Source organism: Klebsiella sp. P1CD1, from assembly GCF_003790505.1.
GTDB classification, from domain to species: domain Bacteria; phylum Pseudomonadota; class Gammaproteobacteria; order Enterobacterales; family Enterobacteriaceae; genus Klebsiella; species Klebsiella variicola.
Genome location: NZ_CP033631.1, coordinates 1336236 through 1357042 on the forward strand (window position 1 = coordinate 1336236; position 20807 = coordinate 1357042).

Sequence of the window (20807 nt, forward strand, 5' to 3'; positions counted from 1 at the left end):
ATGAAGAATATACGTAACTTTTCGATCATCGCTCACATCGACCACGGTAAGTCGACGCTGTCTGACCGTATCATCCAGATTTGCGGTGGCCTTTCTGATCGCGAAATGGCGGCCCAGGTTCTGGACTCCATGGACCTTGAACGTGAGCGCGGGATTACCATCAAGGCGCAGAGCGTCACCCTGGACTATAAAGCCAGCGATGGTGAAACTTATCAGCTCAACTTTATCGACACCCCGGGCCACGTTGACTTCTCCTATGAAGTATCGCGCTCCCTGGCGGCGTGCGAAGGCGCGCTGCTGGTGGTTGACGCCGGACAGGGCGTAGAAGCCCAGACCCTGGCGAACTGCTATACCGCCATGGAAATGGACCTCGAAGTCGTTCCGGTGCTCAACAAGATCGACCTGCCCGCGGCCGATCCGGAGCGCGTAGCGGACGAGATTGAAGATATCGTCGGTATCGATGCTCACGACGCGGTTCGCTGCTCGGCGAAAACCGGCGTTGGCGTGCCGGACGTGCTGGAACGTCTGGTGCGCGATATTCCGCCGCCGGAAGGCGATCCGGACGCGCCGCTGCAGGCGCTGATCATCGACTCCTGGTTCGATAACTACTTAGGCGTCGTGTCGCTGGTGCGTATTAAAAACGGCACCATGCGCAAGGGCGATAAAATTAAGGTGATGAGCACCGGCCAGGTCTATAACGCCGACCGTCTGGGCATCTTCACCCCGAAACAGGTCGACCGTACCGAGCTGAAATGCGGCGAGGTAGGCTGGCTGGTCTGCGCGATCAAAGACATCCTCGGCGCGCCGGTGGGCGATACCCTGACCGCGGCGCGTAATCCAGCGGATAAAGCGCTGCCGGGCTTCAAAAAAGTGAAGCCGCAGGTCTATGCCGGTCTGTTCCCGGTGAGCTCTGATGACTATGAAAACTTCCGTGATGCGCTGGGTAAACTGAGTCTGAACGATGCTTCCTTGTTCTATGAGCCGGAAAGCTCAACGGCGCTGGGCTTCGGCTTCCGCTGCGGCTTCCTCGGCCTGTTGCACATGGAAATCATTCAGGAGCGTCTGGAGCGTGAGTACGATCTTGACCTGATTACCACGGCGCCGACGGTAGTCTATGAAGTGGAAACGACCTCCAAAGAAGTTATCTACGTCGATAGCCCGTCCAAGCTGCCGCCGCTGAATAATATTCAGGAGCTGCGTGAGCCTATCGCCGAGTGTCACATGCTGCTGCCGCAGGAGTTCCTCGGCAACGTGATCACCCTGTGTATCGAGAAGCGTGGCGTGCAGACCAACATGGTTTACCACGGTAAACAGGTGGCGCTGACCTACGAAATCCCGATGGCGGAAGTGGTTCTCGACTTCTTCGACCGCCTGAAGTCTACCTCCCGTGGCTATGCGTCGCTGGATTATAACTTCAAACGCTTCCAGGCCTCGAACATGGTGCGCGTTGACGTGCTGATCAACGGCGAGCGTGTCGATGCGCTGGCGCTGATCACCCACAACGACAACGCCCCTTATCGTGGTCGCGAACTGGTCGAGAAGATGAAAGAGCTGATCCCGCGTCAGCAGTTCGATATCGCCATTCAGGCGGCTATCGGCAACCACATCATCGCGCGCTCTACTGTGAAACAGCTGCGTAAAAACGTCCTGGCGAAATGCTACGGCGGCGACGTCAGCCGTAAGAAAAAGCTGCTGCAGAAGCAGAAAGAAGGTAAGAAGCGTATGAAGCAGGTCGGTAACGTTGAACTGCCGCAGGAAGCGTTCCTCGCCATTCTGCACGTTGGTAAAGACGGCAAATAATTAAGGAGTTGGCATGGCGAACATGTTTGCCCTGATTTTGGTCATTGCGACCCTTGTGACAGGGCTGTTGTGGTGTCTGGATAAGTTCATCTTCGCACCAAAACGTCGTGAGCGTCAGGCCGCTGCTCAGGCAGCGACCGGCGAGCAACTGGACAAGAAAACGCTGAAGAAAGTGGGCCCGAAACCGGGCTGGCTGGAAACTGGCGCCTCGGTCTTCCCGGTGCTGGCGATTGTGCTGATTGTGCGTTCGTTTATCTATGAACCTTTCCAGATCCCGTCAGGTTCGATGATGCCGACCCTGCTGATTGGCGATTTCATCCTGGTGGAGAAATTCGCTTACGGCATTAAAGATCCGATCTACCAGAAAACGCTGATCGAAACGGGTCATCCAAAGCGCGGCGACATCGTGGTGTTTAAATATCCGGAAGATCCGCGTCTCGACTACATTAAGCGCGCGGTGGGATTACCGGGCGATAAAGTCACCTACGATCCGGTTGCCAAGCAGGTCACTATTCAGCCGGGCTGCAGCTCCGGACAGGCCTGCGGCAACGCGCTGCCGGTGACCTATTCCAATGTTGAGCCGAGCGATTTCGTTCAGACCTTCTCCCGCAGCAACGGCGGCGAAGCGTCCAGCGGTTTCTGGCAGTTGCCGAAGGGCGAAACCAAAGCTGACGGCATTCGTCTGACCGAGCGTCAGGAGACGCTGGGCGACGTCACGCACCATATTCTGATGGTGCCGATTGCCCAGGATCAGGTTGGGATGTACTACCATCAGTCCGGCCTGCCGCTGGCCACCTGGATTGTACCGCCCGGTCAGTATTTTATGATGGGTGACAACCGGGATAACAGCGCCGACAGCCGCTACTGGGGCTTTGTGCCGGAAGCGAACCTGGTCGGAAAAGCGACCGCTATCTGGATGAGTTTTGAAAAACAGGAAGGTGAATGGCCGACCGGCGTGCGGTTATCGCGCATTGGTGGAATTCATTAATTTCCCCTGTTGAATTCACGTCGCTGCGATAACCGCAGCGACGTGAATTATTTAATATTTAAATCCATTCAAACTAACGACATCACGTGTCGTTGCGTATAGAATATCCCCCCGAAGTTTTTGGTTGTCGCTCTGCCGGGTGACACTGCACACGAAAGCGTATTGGACTGTTTCAACTTGCTGTATGAAGCGTATGCTCAGGTCGGTTTCGTGTGCTGCATCTTTGACGCATTCATTTATTGGTAACGCATGAACCCCATCGTAATTAATCGGCTTCAACGAAAGCTGGGCTACACTTTTCATCATCAGGAGCTGTTGCAACAGGCATTAACTCACCGCAGTGCCAGCAGCAAACATAATGAGCGCCTGGAGTTTTTAGGTGACTCCATTTTAAGTTTTGTGATCGCGAATGCGCTCTATCATCGTTTTCCTCGCGTAGACGAAGGCGATATGAGCCGCATGCGCGCGACGCTGGTGCGTGGCAACACGCTGGCGGAGATCGCTCGCGAGTTTGAACTGGGCGAGTGTCTGCGCCTCGGGCCGGGCGAACTGAAAAGCGGCGGTTTCCGTCGCGAATCCATTCTCGCTGACACCGTTGAAGCGTTAATTGGCGGGGTTTTCCTCGACAGCGATATTCAGAACGTTGAACGCTTAATCCTCTCCTGGTACCAGACCCGTCTGGACGAAATCAGTCCGGGCGATAAGCAAAAGGATCCGAAGACGCGTCTGCAGGAGTATCTGCAGGGACGTCATCTGCCGCTGCCGTCCTACCTGGTGGTCCAGGTGCGTGGCGAAGCGCACGATCAGGAATTTACTATCCACTGCCAGGTCAGTGGCCTGAGTGAACCGGTGGTTGGCACAGGTTCCAGCCGTCGCAAGGCGGAGCAGGCTGCCGCCGAACAGGCGCTAAAAAAACTGGAGCTGGAATGAGCGAAGAAAAAAGTTATTGCGGATTTGTCGCCATCGTTGGTCGTCCAAACGTTGGCAAATCCACGCTGTTGAATAAGCTGCTTGGGCAGAAGATTTCGATCACTTCCCGAAAAGCGCAAACGACGCGTCACCGCATCGTCGGTATCCATACCGAAGGGCCGTATCAGGCGATTTACGTCGATACCCCGGGCCTGCATATGGAAGAGAAGCGTGCCATTAACCGCTTAATGAACAAAGCGGCCAGCAGCTCAATTGGCGATGTTGAACTGGTCATTTTCGTGGTGGAAGGTACTCGCTGGACGCAAGACGACGAGATGGTACTCAACAAGCTGCGTGACGCGAAAGCGCCAGTGATCCTCGCGGTCAATAAGGTGGATAACGTGCAGGACAAAGCGGAGCTATTGCCGCACCTGCAGTTCCTCGCCAGCCAGATGAACTTCCTCGACATTGTGCCGATCTCTGCGGAAACCGGCACCAACGTCGATACTATCGCGGCGATCGTGCGTAAGCATCTGCCGGAAGCGATCCATCACTTCCCGGAAGATTATATTACCGATCGTTCCCAGCGCTTTATGGCCTCCGAGATCATCCGTGAAAAACTGATGCGTTTTCTCGGTGCTGAGCTGCCGTACTCCGTCACTGTGGAAATCGAACGTTTCGTAACCAATGAGCGCGGCGGCTACGATATCAACGGCCTGATCCTCGTCGAGCGCGAAGGGCAGAAGAAGATGGTGATTGGCAATAAAGGCGCCAAAATTAAAACCATCGGTATCGAAGCGCGTAAGGACATGCAGGACATGTTTGAAGCGCCGGTACACCTCGAGCTGTGGGTCAAAGTGAAATCCGGCTGGGCCGATGACGAGCGCGCCCTGCGCAGTCTCGGTTACGTTGACGACCTCTGAGTTAACGCAACGTGGATGGATGGCAGCGCGCCTTTGTCCTGCATAGCCGACCGTGGAGCGAAACCAGCCTGATGCTGGACGTCTTCACGGAAGAATCGGGTCGTGTGCGCCTGGTGGCCAAAGGCGCACGCTCCAAACGCTCTAATCTCAAAGGCGCTTTACAGCCCTTTACCCCATTACTGGTTCGCTTCGGCGGCCGCGGCGAAGTCAAAACCCTGCGCAGCGCGGAAGCCGTCTCGCTGGCGCTGCCGCTCAGTGGTATCACGCTCTACAGCGGTCTCTATGTGAACGAGCTTATCTCCCGCGTGCTGGAGCACGAAACACGCTTCTCCGAACTCTTTTTTGACTATCTGCACTGCATTCAGGCGCTTGCCGGAACCAGCGGCTCGCCGGAGCCCGCGTTGCGGCGTTTTGAGCTGGCGCTGCTCGGGCACCTGGGCTATGGCGTGGATTTTCTTCACTGCGCGGGCAGCGGTGAGCCGGTGGATGACACCATGACCTATCGCTATCGCGAAGAAAAGGGCTTTATTGCCAGCCTGGTGATTGATAACAACACGTTTACCGGGCACCATTTGAAAGCGTTGGCGAGTCGCGAATTTCCTGATGTTGATACGCTGCGCGCCGCGAAGCGCTTTACCCGTATCGCCCTGAAACCCTATCTTGGGGGCAAACCGCTTAAGAGTCGGGAATTGTTTCGCCAGTTTATGCCCGCGCGAAAGGCGCGGGCGGATAATACGAATAATGATTAACGAGGATTGTCATGGCTGAATTACTGTTAGGGGTCAATATTGACCATATCGCGACCTTGCGTAACGCGCGCGGCACCGCCTATCCGGATCCGGTTCAGGCAGCGTTCATTGCCGAGCAGGCCGGCGCCGACGGCATCACCGTGCATCTGCGCGAAGACCGTCGCCATATTACCGATCGCGATGTGCGTATCCTGCGCGAGACGCTGCACACCCGGATGAATCTTGAAATGGCGGTCACCGAAGAGATGCTGACGATCGCCTGCGAAACCAAACCACACTTCTGCTGCCTGGTGCCGGAGAAACGTCAGGAAGTCACTACCGAAGGCGGACTGGACGTGGCCGGGCAGCGCGACAAGATGCGCGATGCCTGCCAACGCCTGGCGGATGCCGGTATCCTGGTGTCCCTGTTTATCGATGCGGATAACGAGCAGATCAAAGCGGCGGCAGACGTTGGCGCGCCCTATATCGAAATTCACACCGGCTGCTATGCCGATGCCAAAACCGACGCCGGGCAGGCGAAGGAGCTGGAACGTATTGCCAAAGCGGCCACCTATGCCGCCAGCCTTGGCCTGAAGGTGAATGCCGGCCACGGTCTGACCTATCACAACGTGAAAGCGATTGCTGCGCTGCCGGAAATGCATGAGCTGAATATCGGCCATGCGATTATCGGTCGCGCAGTGATGAGTGGCCTGAAAGAGGCGGTCGCGGAAATGAAGCGTCTGATGCTGGAAGCGCGCGGCTAATGGCCATTCTCGGGCTGGGTACCGACATCGTCGAGATCGCCCGCATCGAAGCGGTGATCGCCCGCAGCGGCGATCGCCTTGCCCGCCGGGTGCTGAGCGACCATGAATGGAGCATCTGGGAGCAGCATCAGCAGCCGGTGCGTTTCCTGGCGAAACGCTTTGCGGTCAAGGAAGCGGCGGCGAAAGCGCTGGGAACCGGGATCCGTAACGGACTGGCGTTTAATCAGTTCGAGGTATACAACGACGAGCTGGGCAAGCCGAAGCTGCGGCTATGGGGCGAAGCAAAGCTTTTGGCGGAACGAATGGGGGTAAGGGCTATTCACGTTACTCTCGCCGATGAACGCCACTACGCCTGCGCCACGGTGATTGTCGAAAGCTAGCCAGGATGGCGGTTAAATTTTATCCGCGTGGTGCATCAGCACGAATTTATCCCACAGCTGTTCTTCACTCTCGACGTGTGCCGGATCTTTCAGGATCGTATTCGGGATCGGGCACACTTTCTGGCAGGTTGGCGTGTCGTAATGACCCACGCACTCGGTGCAGCGGTCGCTGTTAATTTCATAAATGCTATCACCCATCGAAATGGCCTCATTCGGGCACTCCGGTTCGCACATATCGCAGTTGATGCATTTTTTGGTAATTAACAGCGCCATCAGGAAAGTCTCAGAAACAACACAAACAGGGCGGGCATTATACGCCCATTTTCTGCTCAGACCAGCTTTTTCACCAGCGCTTCGCTATGGCGAATGCGCTCCGGCGCCCGCTCCAGATCCTGCTGCACCAGCCCCATAAACAGCAGGTCGGTGAGCATCATTTGCGCGCTGGTGGAGGAGATGGCCGCGCTGCGCGTCGCCTGCTCTTCGGCAATGGTATACAGGCAGTGGGTTGCCTGCTGCTGCAGGGCGTTAGGGCTAAAGCCGGTGATCGCCAGGATCTTGCAGCCCACGCGCAACGCTTCACCTGCCGCCATATTGATCTCCCGGCGCTCACCGGAGTAAGAGATCGCCAGCAGCAGATCGTCGCTGGACATGGCCTGCACTGTCGCCAGCAGGGCGTGCATATCCTGCTCAGAAACCGCGTTGATGCCGATCTTCATCAGCTTCCAGCTAAAGTTACGCGCCACCAGACCGGACGCGCCGATGCCGGTGACGATCACCCGGCGGGCGTTGCGCAGCAGCGTGACGGCTTCCCGCAGCGTCTCTTCAGTATTGACGTCCAGCGAGGCATGCATGGCGGCGACATTGTCTTTAATGAGTTTCTCGCCGACCAGACGCAGCGGGTCGTCACCGCGAATGTGGTTATGTACCGGAACCGAGTGCGGATCCGGGCTGCTGGCCAGCGCTTCACTCAGCGCCAGCTTCAGAGCCGGAAAGCCTTTGAACCCCAGTTTCTGGGCAAATTTAACCACGCTGGACTGACTCACGCCGGCTTCCGCCGCCAGCTGCTGCGAGCTGAGGTGCCGGGTCTCATCGGGCTGGCTCAGAATATAATCGGCCAACTTTTTGTCGCTCGCCGCCAGGGTGGGATAGCGCTGACGAATACGCGTTAAACAGTTCATTGGAGCTCCGCTGGAGCCGTCCGGCTCGTGACTGACAGAATTTTTATTCGATTATAAGGGGTATACCACGAATTAAAAATTCTTGAGCCACAATTTTTCCTTCGCCTGCTAATTTAATTGTTCCTTAACGGCAGGGGATGTTTTCCCTCTTCGCGGCGTAAGGCTGTTAAGCTTAACCTAACGAGAAGCGAGTCCTGACATAAGGAGGCAGTTTGCAGCACAATGAACGGAAAGTGGTGTTTTTCGATCTGGACGGAACCTTGCATCAGCAGGATATGTTCGGCAGTTTCCTGCGCTACCTGCTGCGTAATCTGCCGCTAAACCTGCTGCTGGTGGTGGCGATGGGGCCGGCGATCCTTGCCGGGCTGGCGGTGTGTGGGCGGGCGGCGCGCTGGCCAATGAGCCTCCTGCTGTGGGCGTCAACCTTTGGCCGTCGCGAGGCGGTACTGAAGCGGCTGGAAGCGGAATTTGTCGGCTGGTTTCGCCATCATGTGACGGCGTTTCCGGTGGTTCATGCGCGGCTCACGGCCTACCTGACCAGTACCGATGCCGACGTCTGGTTGATCACCGGCTCGCCGCAGTCGCTGGTGGAGCAGGTCTATCGCGATACTCTCTGGCTGCCGCGGGTGAATCTGATAGCCAGCCGCACCGCGCGCCGCTGGGGCGGCTGGGTATTGACCCTGCGCTGCCTGGGGCATGAAAAAGTGGTGCAGCTGGAGAAAAAGATTGGCGCGCCGCTGCGGCTGTACAGCGGCTATAGCGACAGCGAGCAGGACAACCCGTTGCTCGGCTTTTGCCAGCATCGCTGGCGGGTAACGCCTCAGGGAGAGCTCCAGCAGCTGGAGTAATAGTGTGTAATTGATAGCGCCCATGTATAATGCGCCCCGCTTTTTCTGCTGGAGTGGCCGCTGTGTCTGACCTCGAACTCAATGATGAATACTGGATGCGTCATGCCCTGACGCTGGCAAAGCGCGCCTGGGAAGAGGGCGAGGTGCCGGTGGGCGCGGTGCTGGTGTATAACAACCAGGTCATCGGCGAGGGCTGGAACCGGCCGATCGGCCGTCACGACCCCACCGCTCACGCGGAAATTATGGCTTTACGCCAGGGCGGGCTGGTGCTGCAAAACTATCGCCTGATCGACGCCACGCTGTACGTGACCCTGGAGCCTTGCGTCATGTGTGCTGGCGCCATGGTGCACAGCCGTATCGCCCGCCTGGTCTTTGGCGCCAGGGATGCCAAGACCGGCGCCGCTGGCTCGCTAATAGATGTCCTGCACCATCCGGGAATGAATCATCGGGTTGAAATAAGCGAAGGCGTGCTGGCGGAGTCCTGCTCTACCATGCTGAGCGACTTCTTTCGCTGGCGGCGGGAAGAGAAAAAAGCGCTGAAGAAAGCCCGGGAGCAGACCGGAGAAGGTTAATACAGGTGGCCGGGGAGTTTTAACCGGGCATTATCCATCTGCTTATCGGCGCGAAACTTGAAAAAGGGCAGGGTGGTCTCCTGCGGCTGTTCGAGTTCATTCGGGAGCACGGCCGGGTAATCCTCCGCCAGGGCCAGCGTTTGCTGTTGCTGGCGCTCCTTCTCTGACAAATAGCCGACAAGGCTTATCTGATATTTGCGGATGTTTTCCACATAGGCGTAGGCCTCATGGCCGCGCGCGTAGCCGTATTTAAGTTTGCTGTAATAGGGCTTCTGGCTCAACAGGGGTAAACGCAGCTTAACGTCTGCCCAGCTGTTGGGATTGCCTTTTTGTTTGCGGGTGAGCGCCATGGCGTCCAGCATATGGGCATAGCCCATATTGTAAGCAGCCAGCGCAAACCAGATGCGTTCGTCTTTCGGAATCGAATCCGGCACTTTATCCATCATATCCTGCAGATAGCGCATGCCGCCGTCGATACTCTGCGCCGCATCGGTCCGGTCAGTCAGTCCCAGACTTTGCGCGGTGTTGCGCGTCAGCATCATCATGCCGCGCACGCCGGTGGGGGAAGTGGCCTGCGGATCCCAGTGGGATTCCTGCCAGGCGATCGCGGCCAGCAGGCGCCAGTCAATCTCGCGGGCGTACTTTTCAAATAGTGGCTGCACGTCCGGGAGAATATTTTCCACTGCACGGAGGAAGGTGCGGGTGTCGACATAATCGAAGTCGTTGCCGTGGCCGAGGTATTTCTCCTCCAGGCGCGCCAGCGTCCCGTCTTCATTAATGTTATTGAAGAAATCAAGCATTGCGGCCGACAGCGAATTATCTTCGCCCCGGGCGCTAAACCAGGTGACCGGCTGTTCGTCGGTGATATCCAGGGCCACCGCCAGCTCCGGATGGACGCGCTGAAACAGGCTGACGGCCACCGAATCGGCGACGGTGTAATCGAGTTTGCCGTCAATCACCGCCTGCATCAGCGCCGTGGTACCGCGCTTCTCGTCCACGCGCCAGGTAAGATCCGGATATTTCTCCGCTTTTAAGGCCTGCAGGTCGTTGATCGCCACGTGGCCCGGAGCGATAGTGAGTTGCTCGGCGGTTAGCGACGCGAGAGTGCGCGGCCGGATATTACCGACACGATAGACCAGCTGTTGGGAAACAGAATAGTAGGTGGGGCCAGCCTGGTAGTTTTTCACCCGCTCCTGGTTATAAACCAGACCGGCAGCCAGCATATCGGCCTGACCGTCGTCGAGGTCGTCAAACAGCTGGCTGATATTCTGCCGGACGGTTATCTTAAGCGTCACGCCCAGATAGTCAGCAAACTGCTTCGCCAGTTCATAATCCAGACCGAACGTTTTATCGTTCATGGTGGCGAAGGTCATCGGCGAGTTGATGGTGCTGATGCGCAGCTCGCCGCGAGCGATAATACCCGCCACCCGGTTCTCGGGTTTACTGGACCAGGGGATTGACGGCCACAGGGCCGCCGCCAGCAAAAGGGTGACAATGCCGATCAGCAGATAATTAATCTTTAATTTTTTCAGAGCGTTAATCTTCTGCAGCTTCAGGTTCCTCAGCAGGCGATGTCCGGAAAAAACGCAAGGTTGTCGTCGAATGTGCGGCATTCTGCTTAAGAATGCGCCAGTTGGCAACTTATTCGCGATGGTCGTCACATTTATTGATAAACAGCATCAATGATTTTATTTCTACGCAAACGGTTTCGTCGGGGCGCAGGATTCACTATAATGACGCCCGTTTCCCCCCCCTGGCTCACCCTGAAAGCTTCGAAGACGAGAGACTTATGATGGAAATTTTGCGTGGTTCACCTGCACTGTCGGCATTCCGTATCAATAAACTGCTGGCACGATTTCAGGCGGCCAACCTTCCGGTAAGCGCCATATATGCCGAGTATATTCATTTTGCCGATCTGAACGCTCCGCTGAGCGCTGACGATCGCGAGCGCCTGGCGCGACTGCTTCAGTATGGCCCGAGCTTAAGCAGCCATACCCCGACCGGTAAATTACTGCTCGTGACCCCTCGCCCTGGCACCATCTCTCCCTGGTCTTCTAAAGCTACCGATATCGCTCACAACTGCGGTCTGACTCAGGTCGTGCGCCTGGAGCGCGGCGTGGCGTATTACGTTGAAGCCTCAACCCTGACCGAAGCGCAGTGGACCGCCGTGGCGGCGGAACTGCACGACCGCATGATGGAGAGCGTCTTCGACGCCCTGGAAGCGGGCGAGACGCTGTTTGCCCATCATCAGCCGACGCCGGTCACCAGCGTTGACCTGCTGGGCGAAGGCCGTCAGGCGCTGATTGACGCCAACCTCCGTCTGGGGCTGGCGCTGGCAGATGACGAAATTGACTACCTGCAGGATGCGTTTACCCGTCTGGGCCGCAACCCGAACGATATTGAGCTGTATATGTTCGCTCAGGCGAACTCTGAGCATTGTCGCCACAAGATTTTCAACGCCGACTGGATCATCGACGGCGAACAGCAGCCGAAGTCGCTGTTCAAAATGATCAAAAACACCTTCGAAAAAACGCCGGACTACGTCCTGTCGGCCTATAAAGACAATGCCGCGGTGATGGAAGGGTCTGAAGTGGGGCGCTATTTTGCCGACCACCAGACCGGGCGCTACGACTTCCATCAGGAGCCGGCGCACATTCTGATGAAGGTGGAAACCCATAACCACCCGACGGCCATCTCTCCATGGCCGGGCGCGGCAACCGGCTCCGGCGGCGAAATCCGTGATGAAGGCGCCACCGGCCGCGGCGCGAAGCCGAAAGCGGGCCTGGTGGGCTTCTCGGTTTCCAACCTGCGTATTCCGGGCTTCGAGCAGCCGTGGGAAGAAGATTTCGGTAAACCGGACCGCATTGTCACGGCCCTGGACATCATGACCGAAGGCCCGCTGGGCGGCGCGGCGTTTAACAACGAGTTTGGTCGTCCGGCGCTGAACGGCTACTTCCGCACCTATGAAGAGAAAGTCACCAGCCACAATGGCGAAGAGTTGCGCGGCTACCACAAACCGATCATGCTGGCCGGCGGTATCGGCAACATCCGCGGCGAGCATGTGCAGAAGGGCGAGATTACCGTCGGGGCGAAGCTGATCGTGCTGGGCGGCCCGGCGATGAACATCGGCCTCGGCGGCGGCGCGGCCTCTTCTATGGCCTCCGGCCAGTCCGATGCCGACCTCGATTTCGCCTCCGTACAGCGTGACAACCCGGAAATGGAACGCCGCTGTCAGGAAGTGATCGACCGCTGCTGGCAGCTGGGCGACGCCAACCCGATCCTCTTTATCCACGACGTTGGCGCGGGCGGTCTCTCCAACGCCATGCCGGAGCTGGTGAGCGACGGCGGCCGCGGCGGTAAATTCCAGCTGCGCGATATTCTCAGCGATGAGCCAGGGATGAGCCCGCTGGAGATCTGGTGTAACGAATCGCAGGAGCGTTATGTTCTGGCGGTCGCCCCGGAGCAACTGCCGCTGTTCGACGAACTGTGTCGCCGCGAACGCGCGCCTTATGCCGTTATCGGCGAAGCTACCGCGGAGCAGCACCTGAGCCTGAGCGACAGCCACTTTAACGATCAGCCGATCGACCTGCCGCTGGACGTTCTGCTCGGCAAAACGCCGAAAATGACCCGCGATGTGCAGACCCTGAAAGCCCAGGGCAGCGCGCTGGATCGCCAACCGATTACCCTTGCCGATGCGGTAAACCGTGTTCTGCACCTGCCGACGGTGGCCGAGAAAACCTTCCTCGTGACCATCGGCGACCGCACCGTGACCGGTATGGTCGCCCGCGACCAGATGGTCGGCCCGTGGCAGATCCCGGTGGCCAACTGCGCGGTGACCACCGCCAGCCTCGACAGCTACTACGGCGAAGCGATGGCGATGGGCGAGCGCGCCCCGGTTGCCCTGCTGGACTTCGCGGCCTCTGGCCGTCTGGCCGTCGGCGAAGCGCTGACCAACATCGCCGCCACGCAGATTGGCGAGCTGAATCGCGTGAAGCTGTCGGCTAACTGGATGGCCGCCGCAGGTCACCCGGGCGAAGACGCTGGCCTGTATGAGGCGGTGAAAGCGGTAGGCGAAGAGCTGTGTCCGGCGCTGGGCCTGACCATTCCGGTCGGTAAAGACTCGATGTCGATGAAAACCCGCTGGCAGGAAGGCAGCGAGCAGCGCGAGATGACCTCCCCGCTGTCGCTGGTGATCTCCGCTTTCGCCCGTGTCGAAGATGTTCGTCATACCGTCACGCCGCAGCTTTCTACAGAAGATAACGCTCTGCTGCTGATCGACCTCGGTAAAGGGCACAACGCGCTGGGCGCGACGGCCCTGGCGCAGGTCTATCGCCAGCTCGGCGACAAGCCGGCTGACGTGCGCGATGTTGCCCAGCTGAAAGGCTTCTGGGACGCGATGCAGGCCCTGGTGGCGCAGCGTAAACTGCTGGCCTACCACGACCGCTCCGACGGCGGCCTGCTGGTGACTCTGGCGGAAATGGCCTTTACCGGCCACTGTGGCCTGGAAGCAGATATCGCCGCGCTGGGCGATGATCGTCTGGCCGCGCTGTTCAACGAAGAGCTGGGGGCGGTGATCCAGGTGCGCGCTGCAGACCGTGAGGCGGTGGAAGCCATTCTGGCGGTTAACGGCCTGGCAGACTGCGTGCATTACCTTGGTAAAGCGGTCGAGGGCGATCGCTTCGTGCTGACCGCCAACGGTCAGACGGTGTTTAGCGAGAGCCGCACTACGCTGCGCATGTGGTGGGCGGAAACCACCTGGCAGATGCAGCGTCTGCGCGACAACCCGGCCTGCGCCGATCAGGAGCACGAGGCGAAAGCCAATGACGCCGATCCGGGCCTCAATGTGAAGCTTTCGTTTGAGATTAATGACGACATTGCGGCGCCGTACATTGCCACCGGCGCGCGTCCGAAAGTGGCCGTCCTGCGCGAGCAGGGGGTGAACTCCCACGTTGAAATGGCGGCAGCCTTCCATCGCGCCGGCTTTGACGCCATCGACGTGCATATGAGCGACCTGCTGGCGGGCCGCACCGGTCTGGGGGATTTCCATGCCCTGGTGGCCTGCGGCGGCTTCTCCTATGGTGACGTGCTGGGCGCGGGTGAAGGCTGGGCGAAGTCGATTCTGTTCAACGAGCGCGTGCGCGATGAGTTCGCGACGTTCTTCCATCGTCCGCAGACGCTGGCGCTCGGCGTGTGCAACGGCTGTCAGATGATGTCCAACCTGCGCGAGCTGATCCCGGGCAGCGACCTGTGGCCGCGCTTTGTGCGTAACCAGTCTGACCGCTTCGAAGCGCGCTTTAGCCTGGTGGAAGTGACGCAAAGCCCATCCCTGCTGCTGGAAGGCATGGTTGGCTCACGGATGCCGATTGCGGTCTCCCACGGCGAAGGTCAGGTGGAAGTGCGCGACAGCGCGCATCTGGCCCAGCTGGAGAGCAAAGGTCTGGTGGCGCTGCGCTTCGTGGATAACTTTGGCAAAGTGACCGAAACCTATCCGGCGAACCCGAACGGTTCCCCGAACGGTATCACCGCGGTGACCAGCGAAAGCGGGCGCGCGACCATCATGATGCCGCACCCGGAACGCGTCTTCCGCACCGTAAGCAACTCCTGGCACCCGGAGAACTGGGGCGAGGACAGCCCGTGGATGCGTATCTTCCGTAACGCGCGTAAACAGCTGGGTTAACCTTCCGGCAGCGCCTCATGTGAATGTATCAGCCCCCTGCTCAGGCAGGGGGCTTTTTTTATCTGTGATGGCCGGCACGCCAGGGTGTCGGGAATTGCCGACAACCCCTATGTTATGGTGTCGTCAATAGGAGACACTTAACATATTGATTTTATTGAGCAGTGGTGCGGCGCCTGTTTAGTGTCGTCAATTAGCGACAATGTGAATAAAAAATGTACGGTTCCGGTATGGCAATGATCGTGAGCTAATATCATATATATCAGCGTGTTAATAAAATGTTTTGAAAGGTGGCATAGTTCATGCATAATATTAACCAGTGGCTCATTCACCTTCTTATGTCAGCCCCTTCGGGACGCGCTACATAAACTTCGAATGACGCACAAACAGGTGCCTGCCGTCCAACTCCTGATAACAGCCTGGCTTTATCAGACATCGGGCGAAACGTCGAGTAAGGCACCGCCTCATTCCTGAACAAAGCCAGGCCTTGCGCCTGGCTTTGTTGTTTCTGCGGCGCAGTAACCAGCGGTAGCGCTTTTCTCCGGCGCGCTCCTCAGTTAGCATCGACCAGAGCTAATGATTGAGACAACATCCTTGAAGCGACTCTCTCTTTTTCCCCGTTCGCTGCGTCAACTGGTGACGCTCTCCTTTGTGCTGATCCTGCTGCCGCTGTTGGTGCTGGCGTGGCAGGCCTGGCAGAGCCTGAATGCCCTTAGCGCCCAGGCGGCGCATATTAACCGCACTACGCTGGTCGATGCCCGACGCAGCGAGGCGATGATCAATGCTGCGCTGGAGATGGAGCGCAGCTATCGCCAGTACTGCGTGCTGGACGATCCGACGCTGGCGCGGGTGTATCAGAATCAGCGACAGCGCTACAGCCAGATGCTGGATGCCCATGCCGGCGTGCTACCGGACGAGAAACTCTGGCAGGCGCTGCGTCAGGACGTCAGCGATCTGGCGCAGTTGCAATGTAAAAATAGCGGCCCCGATGCCCAGGCGGCCGCCAGACTGGAAGTTTTCGCCAGCAATAACAGCGATATGGTGCAGGCGACCCGGGCAGTCGTCTATTCCCGCGGCCAGCAGCTGCAGCAGGAGATTGCCGAACGCGGCCAGTTTTTCGGCTGGCAGGCGCTGGTGCTGTTTCTGCTGAGCCTGGCGCTGGTGCTGCTCTTCACCCGCATGATTATCGGTCCGGTGAAAGGCATAGAAAGAATGATCAATCAGCTGGGAGCAGGGAAGTCGCTGGACGACGCCGCATTGTTTACCGGCCCGCGCGAGCTGCGCTCGGTGGGCAAGCGCATCATCTGGCTCAGCGAGCGCCTGGCGTGGCTGGAGTCGCAGCGGCATCAATTTCTTCGTCATCTGTCGCATGAGCTGAAAACCCCGCTGGCCAGTATGCGTGAAGGTACCGAGCTGTTGGCCGACCGGGTCGCCGGGCCACTGACCCCTGAGCAGCAGGAGATCGTCGAGATCCTCGACAGCAGTAGTCGTAACCTGCAAAAGCTGATTGAACAGTTGCTGGACTACAACCGAAAACAGGCCGACAGCCCGGTGGCTCGCGAAGCGGTGGATCTGGTGGACCTGGTGGAAAACGTCGTGGCGGCGCACAGCCTGCCCGCGCGGGCTAAACTGATGCATACTGAACTGACGCTGCAGGCGCGGCGTTGCCTGGCAGAGCCTGCACTATTGATAAGCGTAATGGATAATCTCTACTCCAATGCGGTGCACTATGGCGCTGAATCCGGTAACATCCGTATCCACAGCTACCGGCACGGAGAGCAGGTGCGTATTGATGTCGCCAACAGCGGCGAACCGATCCCGGCCGCGGAAAAGAATATGATTTTCGAGCCTTTTTACCAGGGGAGTCACCAGCGTAAAGGGGCCGTTAAGGGCAGTGGGCTGGGGTTGAGTATCGCCCGCGACTGCGTCCGGCAGATGCAAGGGGAGCTCAGCTTAGTTGACGCGCCCGCCGGGCAGGTCTGTTTTCGCATTACGCTTCCCTCAGCGCCGGAATAATCCAACTTATGAATCGATATCGGGGAACTATGTCCCAATTCCTGGCCTGGCGCCGTTCCCTTCGCGGATGGCTGCTTTCAGGCATTGCTTGTCTGACGCTGGCGGGGTGTTCCGCCGGCTTTTCACCGCATACCGCGGAAGGTACCGCCGCCCCCGGGCAGGCGCAGCATCAGGTGGCCGATTTTGTCGCGGTAGACTGCGCGGACATCTGGGCCCACAGCAGCGATGCCAGCGACAAAAATCCCCTCTACTGGCTGCGGGGCATTGACTGTGCCGATCGCCTCGCACCGGCGCAGGCGCGGGCGGAGGCGAAACGCCATACCGACGACAGCTGGCAGGACGCGTTCCGTCGCGGCATCCTGCTTGCTGATGCCAAAATTACTCCCGACGAGCGTCGCGACCTGGTGGCGCGTCTCGATACCTTCAGCCCGCAAATCGCCGTTCAGGTCCGCCCGCTGTATCAGCTTTGGCGCGACGGCCAGACCCGTCAGCTGCAGCTGGTGGAAGAGCGTGCCCGTTACGCGAAGCTTCAGCAGTCCAGCGATAGCGAACTGGAGACGCTGCGTCAGCAGGAGCAGGCATTGCGCGAACAGCTGGAGCTGACCACCCGTAAGCTGGAGAACCTGACGGATATCGAACGCCAGCTCTCCAGCCGCAAGCCGGGCGGCAACTTCGGCAGCGAAAAAGTGCCGGAGGTGATCCATGACGATCCGTAAACCGGCGCGTTTGCTGCTGGTGGATGACGATCCGGGACTGTTGAAGCTGCTGGGCATGCGTCTGGTCAGCGAAGGCTACAGCGTGGTCACCGCCGAGAGCGGGCCGGAAGCGCTGCGCGTGCTGGGGCGTGAGAAAGTGGATCTGGTGATTAGCGATCTGCGGATGGATGAAATGGATGGCCTGCAGCTGTTCAGCGAGATCCAGAAGGGGCTGCCCGGCATGCCGGTGATTATTCTCACCGCCCATGGTTCGATTCCCGACGCCGTGGCCGCGACCCAGCAGGGGGTGTTCAGCTTCCTGACCAAGCCGGTCGATAAAGATGCCTTGTATAAAGCCATTGATGAGGCGTTAGAGCAGCGCTCGCCAGCCACCGACGAAGCCTGGCGCCAGGCGATTGTCACCCGCAGCCCGCTGATGCTGCGCCTGCTTGAGCAGGCCGGGATGGTGGCGCAATCGGATGTCAGCGTGCTGATTAACGGCCAGAGTGGGACCGGGAAGGAGATCGTCGCCCAGGCGATCCATAACGCCAGCCCGCGTCATGATAAACCGTTCGTGGCGATCAACTGCGGCGCGCTGCCGGAACAGCTGCTCGAATCCGAACTGTTTGGCCATGCGCGGGGCGCCTTTACCGGCGCGGTCAGTAACCGTGAAGGATTATTCCAGGCCGCTGAGGGCGGTACGCTGTTTCTCGACGAGATCGGTGATATGCCGGTTGCGCTGCAGGTGAAGCTGCTGCGCGTCCTGCAGGAGCGTAAGGTGCGTCCGCTGGGCAGCAACCGCGATATCGAGATCAACGTGCGGATCATCTCCGCGACCCACCGCGACCTGCCGAAGGCGATGGCCCGCGGCGAGTTCCGCGAAGATCTGTTTTACCGACTCAACGTGGTGAATCTGAAGATCCCACCGCTTTCCGAACGGGCTGAGGATATCCCGCTGCTGGCTAATCATTTGCTGCGCCAGTCCGCCGATCGCCATAAGCCGTTTGTCCGGGCGTTTTCCAGCGATGCGATGAAGCGGCTGATGGCCGCCAAGTGGCCGGGTAACGTGCGCCAGCTGGTGAACGTGATTGAGCAGTGTGTGGCCCTGACCTCGTCGCCGGTGATTGGCGACGCGCTGGTGGAGCAGGCGCTGGAAGGAGAGAATACCGCGCTGCCGACCTTCGTGGAGGCGCGCAATCAGTTTGAGCTGAACTACCTGCGCAAGCTGCTGCAAATTACTAAAGGCAATGTCACCCACGCCGCGCGGATGGCAGGGCGCAACCGCACCGAATTCTATAAACTGCTGTCGCGCCATGAGCTCGACGCCAACGACTTTAAAGAGTAGCTCCGCAACATAGCGCAAGTTATGATACGGTAAGCAACCGGTTACGCGACTAAGACAGGAACACCATGAAAAAGATTGATGCGATTATTAAACCTTTCAAACTGGATGACGTGCGTGAAGCGCTGGCCGAAGTCGGCATCACCGGGATGACGGTGACGGAAGTGAAGGGCTTTGGCCGCCAGAAAGGTCATACCGAGCTGTACCGCGGTGCGGAGTACATGGTGGATTTTCTGCCAAAAGTAAAAATTGAAATCGTGGTGACCGACGATATCGTCGATACCTGTGTGGATACCATCATCCGTACGGCGCAGACCGGCAAGATTGGCGACGGCAAGATCTTTGTCTTCGACGTCGCGCGGGTCATTCGTATCCGTACCGGTGAAGAAGACGACGCGGCGATTTAATCCTCGCCGCTCGCTGCAGTATTGCCGGGTGAGGCTGCGCTTACCCGGCCTCCAAATCCCCGCGTCGTCGGGGCTTACAGGACCTTATGCGGGCCGAAACATTCGTAATGAATGTTGTCTTTATTAACCCCTAATTCTACCAGCTGCTTCGCTGCAAACTGCATAAACGCTACCGGGCCGCAGAGATAGAACTGCATCTGCGGGGCGCGAATATAGTCCGCCACTGCCGCTAAATCCATCAAACCTTCGCTATCAAAACGTCCAGTCTGACGGTCGGCTTCGCTCGGGTTGCGATACCACACGTGCGAGGTAAACGCCGGCAGCGCCGCGCCAAGCGCACTCACTTCATCGGCAAAGGCGTGAACGTCGCCATTTTCCGCCGCATGGAACCAGTTCACCTGACCCTGATGACCGCTCTTCGCCAGCGCATCCAGCATCGCCAGCATCGGCGTTTGCCCGACGCCCCCGGAGAGCAGGGTGACCGGCGTCTGTGGTTCAACGTTAAGGAAGAAGTCACCCGCCGGGGCGGCTAAATAGACCACATCGCCTTCGCTGGCATGGTTATGCAGCCAGCTGGAAACCTGACCGCCGTCCTCACGTTTTACCGCAATGCGGTAGCCTTTGCCGTCTGCATTGCGGGTTAAAGAGTATTGACGAATTTCCTGATAGTCGAAGCCTTCCGGTTTCAGCCAGATGGCCAGGTACTGGCCAGGCTGGTAATCGGCGACCGGCTGGCCATCAACCGGTTCGAGCTCAAAGCTGGTGATAAGCTGGCTGCGCGGGGTTTTCTTCACGATGCGGAACGCGCGGGTCCCTTCCCAACCGCCGGTTTTACTGGCGTTTTGCTGATAAATTTCTGCTTCGCGGCCGATAAAGACGTTCGCCAGCACGCCGTAAGCTTTCCCCCAGGCATCAAGCACGTCCTGACCCGGGCTGAACATTTCATCGAGGGTCGCCAGCAGATGGCTGCCAACGATGTTGTACTGCTCCGGTTTGATCTGGAAGCTGGTGTGTTTCTGGGCGATTTTTTCCACCGCCGGCAGCAGGGCGGGCAGGTTATCGATATTGCTGGCGTAGGCGGCAATGGCGTTGAATAACGCTTCGCGCTGATCGCCGTTGCGCTGGTTGCTCATGTTGAAAATCTCTTTGAGCTCCGGATTATGCGCGAACATACGATCGTAGAAATGGGCGGTGAGCTTTGGGCCGGTCTCTACCAGCAGGGGGATGGTGGCTTTGACCGTGGCGATGGTTTGAGCGTCGAGCATAGCGTGCTTCCTTGTGTGTTATCTTATTGATGCATTTTAAATGCATCTTATAGAAATAACCCTGCTATGTAAATGGTTCTTTAACACTTAACCCCGATGCCGTTACAACATGAAGAATTTGCATCACAAACCTGAAAAGAAATCCGTTGATAATGAGAGAGACGTTATTGCTCAAAGCCTTGTGTCATGCGGAGCCAATCGTTTGCGTAAAATCCTTTGTCAAGACCTGTTATCACAGAATGATTAGGTTATACTGTGGGCCGTTGTCCAATCGGACCGCCTTTTTAGGCCGAAATTTTATTGTTAGCTGAGTCAGGA

18 protein-coding genes are annotated in these 20807 nt (G+C 58.2%); 14 read left to right on the forward strand and 4 right to left on the reverse strand.

Going from position 1 to position 20807, the window contains the following annotated elements:
• The 7 genes from lepA to acpS all read left to right on the forward strand — a co-directional run bounded on the left by lepA (position 1) and on the right by acpS (position 6492).
• Complete coding sequence (lepA, locus tag DTA24_RS06730) at positions 1-1800, forward strand: translation elongation factor 4 (protein ID WP_008803765.1); 1800 nt, start codon at positions 1-3, stop codon at positions 1798-1800.
• A gap of 13 nt (positions 1801-1813) precedes the next feature.
• Positions 1814-2788 (forward strand): signal peptidase I, encoded by a 975-nt coding sequence (lepB, locus tag DTA24_RS06735; RefSeq protein ID WP_123836606.1) that lies wholly within the window; start codon positions 1814-1816, stop codon positions 2786-2788.
• A gap of 249 nt (positions 2789-3037) precedes the next feature.
• Positions 3038-3718, forward strand: a complete 681-nt coding sequence (rnc, locus tag DTA24_RS06740; RefSeq protein ID WP_002914065.1) for a ribonuclease III — start codon at positions 3038-3040, stop codon at positions 3716-3718.
• A complete protein-coding gene (gene era / locus DTA24_RS06745; RefSeq protein ID WP_008803768.1) occupies positions 3715-4620 on the forward strand; it encodes a GTPase Era in 906 nt (301 codons plus the stop codon). Before rnc ends, era begins: the two co-directional genes overlap by 4 nt.
• 11 nt (positions 4621-4631) lie before the next feature.
• Positions 4632-5369 (forward strand): DNA repair protein RecO, encoded by a 738-nt coding sequence (recO, locus tag DTA24_RS06750; protein ID WP_008803769.1) that lies wholly within the window; start codon positions 4632-4634, stop codon positions 5367-5369.
• Positions 5370-5380: 11 nt separating this feature from the next.
• Positions 5381-6112 carry a pyridoxine 5'-phosphate synthase gene (gene pdxJ / locus DTA24_RS06755; protein WP_008803770.1) on the forward strand — a complete coding sequence of 244 codons (732 nt, stop codon included), beginning with the start codon at positions 5381-5383 and terminating at the stop codon, positions 6110-6112.
• A complete protein-coding gene (acpS, locus tag DTA24_RS06760; RefSeq protein WP_008803771.1) occupies positions 6112-6492 on the forward strand; it encodes a holo-ACP synthase in 381 nt (126 codons plus the stop codon). Before pdxJ ends, acpS begins: the two co-directional genes overlap by 1 nt.
• A 12-nt stretch (positions 6493-6504) precedes the next feature.
• Here acpS and DTA24_RS06765 read toward each other — a convergent pair whose 3' ends face one another.
• Together DTA24_RS06765 and DTA24_RS06770 are read right to left on the reverse strand one after the other, a co-directional pair.
• Positions 6505-6765, reverse strand: coding sequence for a YfhL family 4Fe-4S dicluster ferredoxin (locus DTA24_RS06765; protein WP_004144350.1), 261 nt, complete (start codon positions 6763-6765; stop codon positions 6505-6507).
• Between the two features lie 56 nt (positions 6766-6821).
• The gene (locus tag DTA24_RS06770; protein WP_004144349.1) at positions 6822-7670 is read right to left on the reverse strand and encodes a MurR/RpiR family transcriptional regulator; all 849 of its coding nucleotides are present in this window, start codon (positions 7668-7670) and stop codon (positions 6822-6824) included.
• 212 nt (positions 7671-7882) lie between these two features.
• On the opposite strand from DTA24_RS06770, the gene yfhb reads away from it, so the two are divergent.
• Both yfhb and tadA read left to right on the forward strand, forming a co-directional pair.
• Entirely contained in the window at positions 7883-8518 is a 636-nt protein-coding gene (gene yfhb, locus DTA24_RS06775; RefSeq protein ID WP_008803773.1) for a phosphatidylglycerophosphatase C, read from the forward strand.
• A 62-nt stretch (positions 8519-8580) separates the two neighbouring features.
• Entirely contained in the window at positions 8581-9090 is a 510-nt protein-coding gene (gene tadA, locus DTA24_RS06780; RefSeq protein WP_032700879.1) for a tRNA adenosine(34) deaminase TadA, read from the forward strand.
• Here the strand turns inward: tadA and mltF are convergent.
• Positions 9087-10703: a membrane-bound lytic murein transglycosylase MltF gene (gene mltF, locus DTA24_RS06785; protein WP_008803775.1), complete on the reverse strand. Its 1617-nt coding sequence runs from the start codon at positions 10701-10703 to the stop codon at positions 9087-9089. The genes tadA and mltF overlap by 4 nt on opposite strands.
• 176 nt (positions 10704-10879) lie before the next feature.
• Between mltF and purL the strand changes: the two genes are divergently transcribed.
• From purL to glnB, 5 genes are all read left to right on the forward strand, one after another.
• Positions 10880-14767: a phosphoribosylformylglycinamidine synthase gene (gene purL / locus DTA24_RS06790; protein WP_012540856.1), complete on the forward strand. Its 3888-nt coding sequence runs from the start codon at positions 10880-10882 to the stop codon at positions 14765-14767.
• A 591-nt stretch (positions 14768-15358) separates the two neighbouring features.
• Entirely contained in the window at positions 15359-16780 is a 1422-nt protein-coding gene (locus DTA24_RS06795; RefSeq protein WP_012967434.1) for a sensor histidine kinase, read from the forward strand.
• A 29-nt stretch (positions 16781-16809) separates the two neighbouring features.
• Entirely contained in the window at positions 16810-17496 is a 687-nt protein-coding gene (gene qseG, locus DTA24_RS06800) for a two-component system QseEF-associated lipoprotein QseG (protein ID WP_023298077.1), read from the forward strand.
• Entirely contained in the window at positions 17483-18820 is a 1338-nt protein-coding gene (glrR, locus tag DTA24_RS06805) for a two-component system response regulator GlrR (protein WP_008803779.1), read from the forward strand. The genes qseG and glrR overlap by 14 nt, the downstream gene beginning before the upstream one ends.
• Positions 18821-18885: 65 nt before the next feature.
• The gene (glnB, locus tag DTA24_RS06810) at positions 18886-19224 is read left to right on the forward strand and encodes a nitrogen regulatory protein P-II (RefSeq protein WP_002914032.1); all 339 of its coding nucleotides are present in this window, start codon (positions 18886-18888) and stop codon (positions 19222-19224) included.
• Positions 19225-19298: 74 nt separating this feature from the next.
• Here glnB and hmpA read toward each other — a convergent pair whose 3' ends face one another.
• Positions 19299-20489 (reverse strand): NO-inducible flavohemoprotein, encoded by a 1191-nt coding sequence (gene hmpA, locus DTA24_RS06815; protein ID WP_100751088.1) that lies wholly within the window; start codon positions 20487-20489, stop codon positions 19299-19301.
• Positions 20490-20807: the final 318 nt, after the last annotated feature.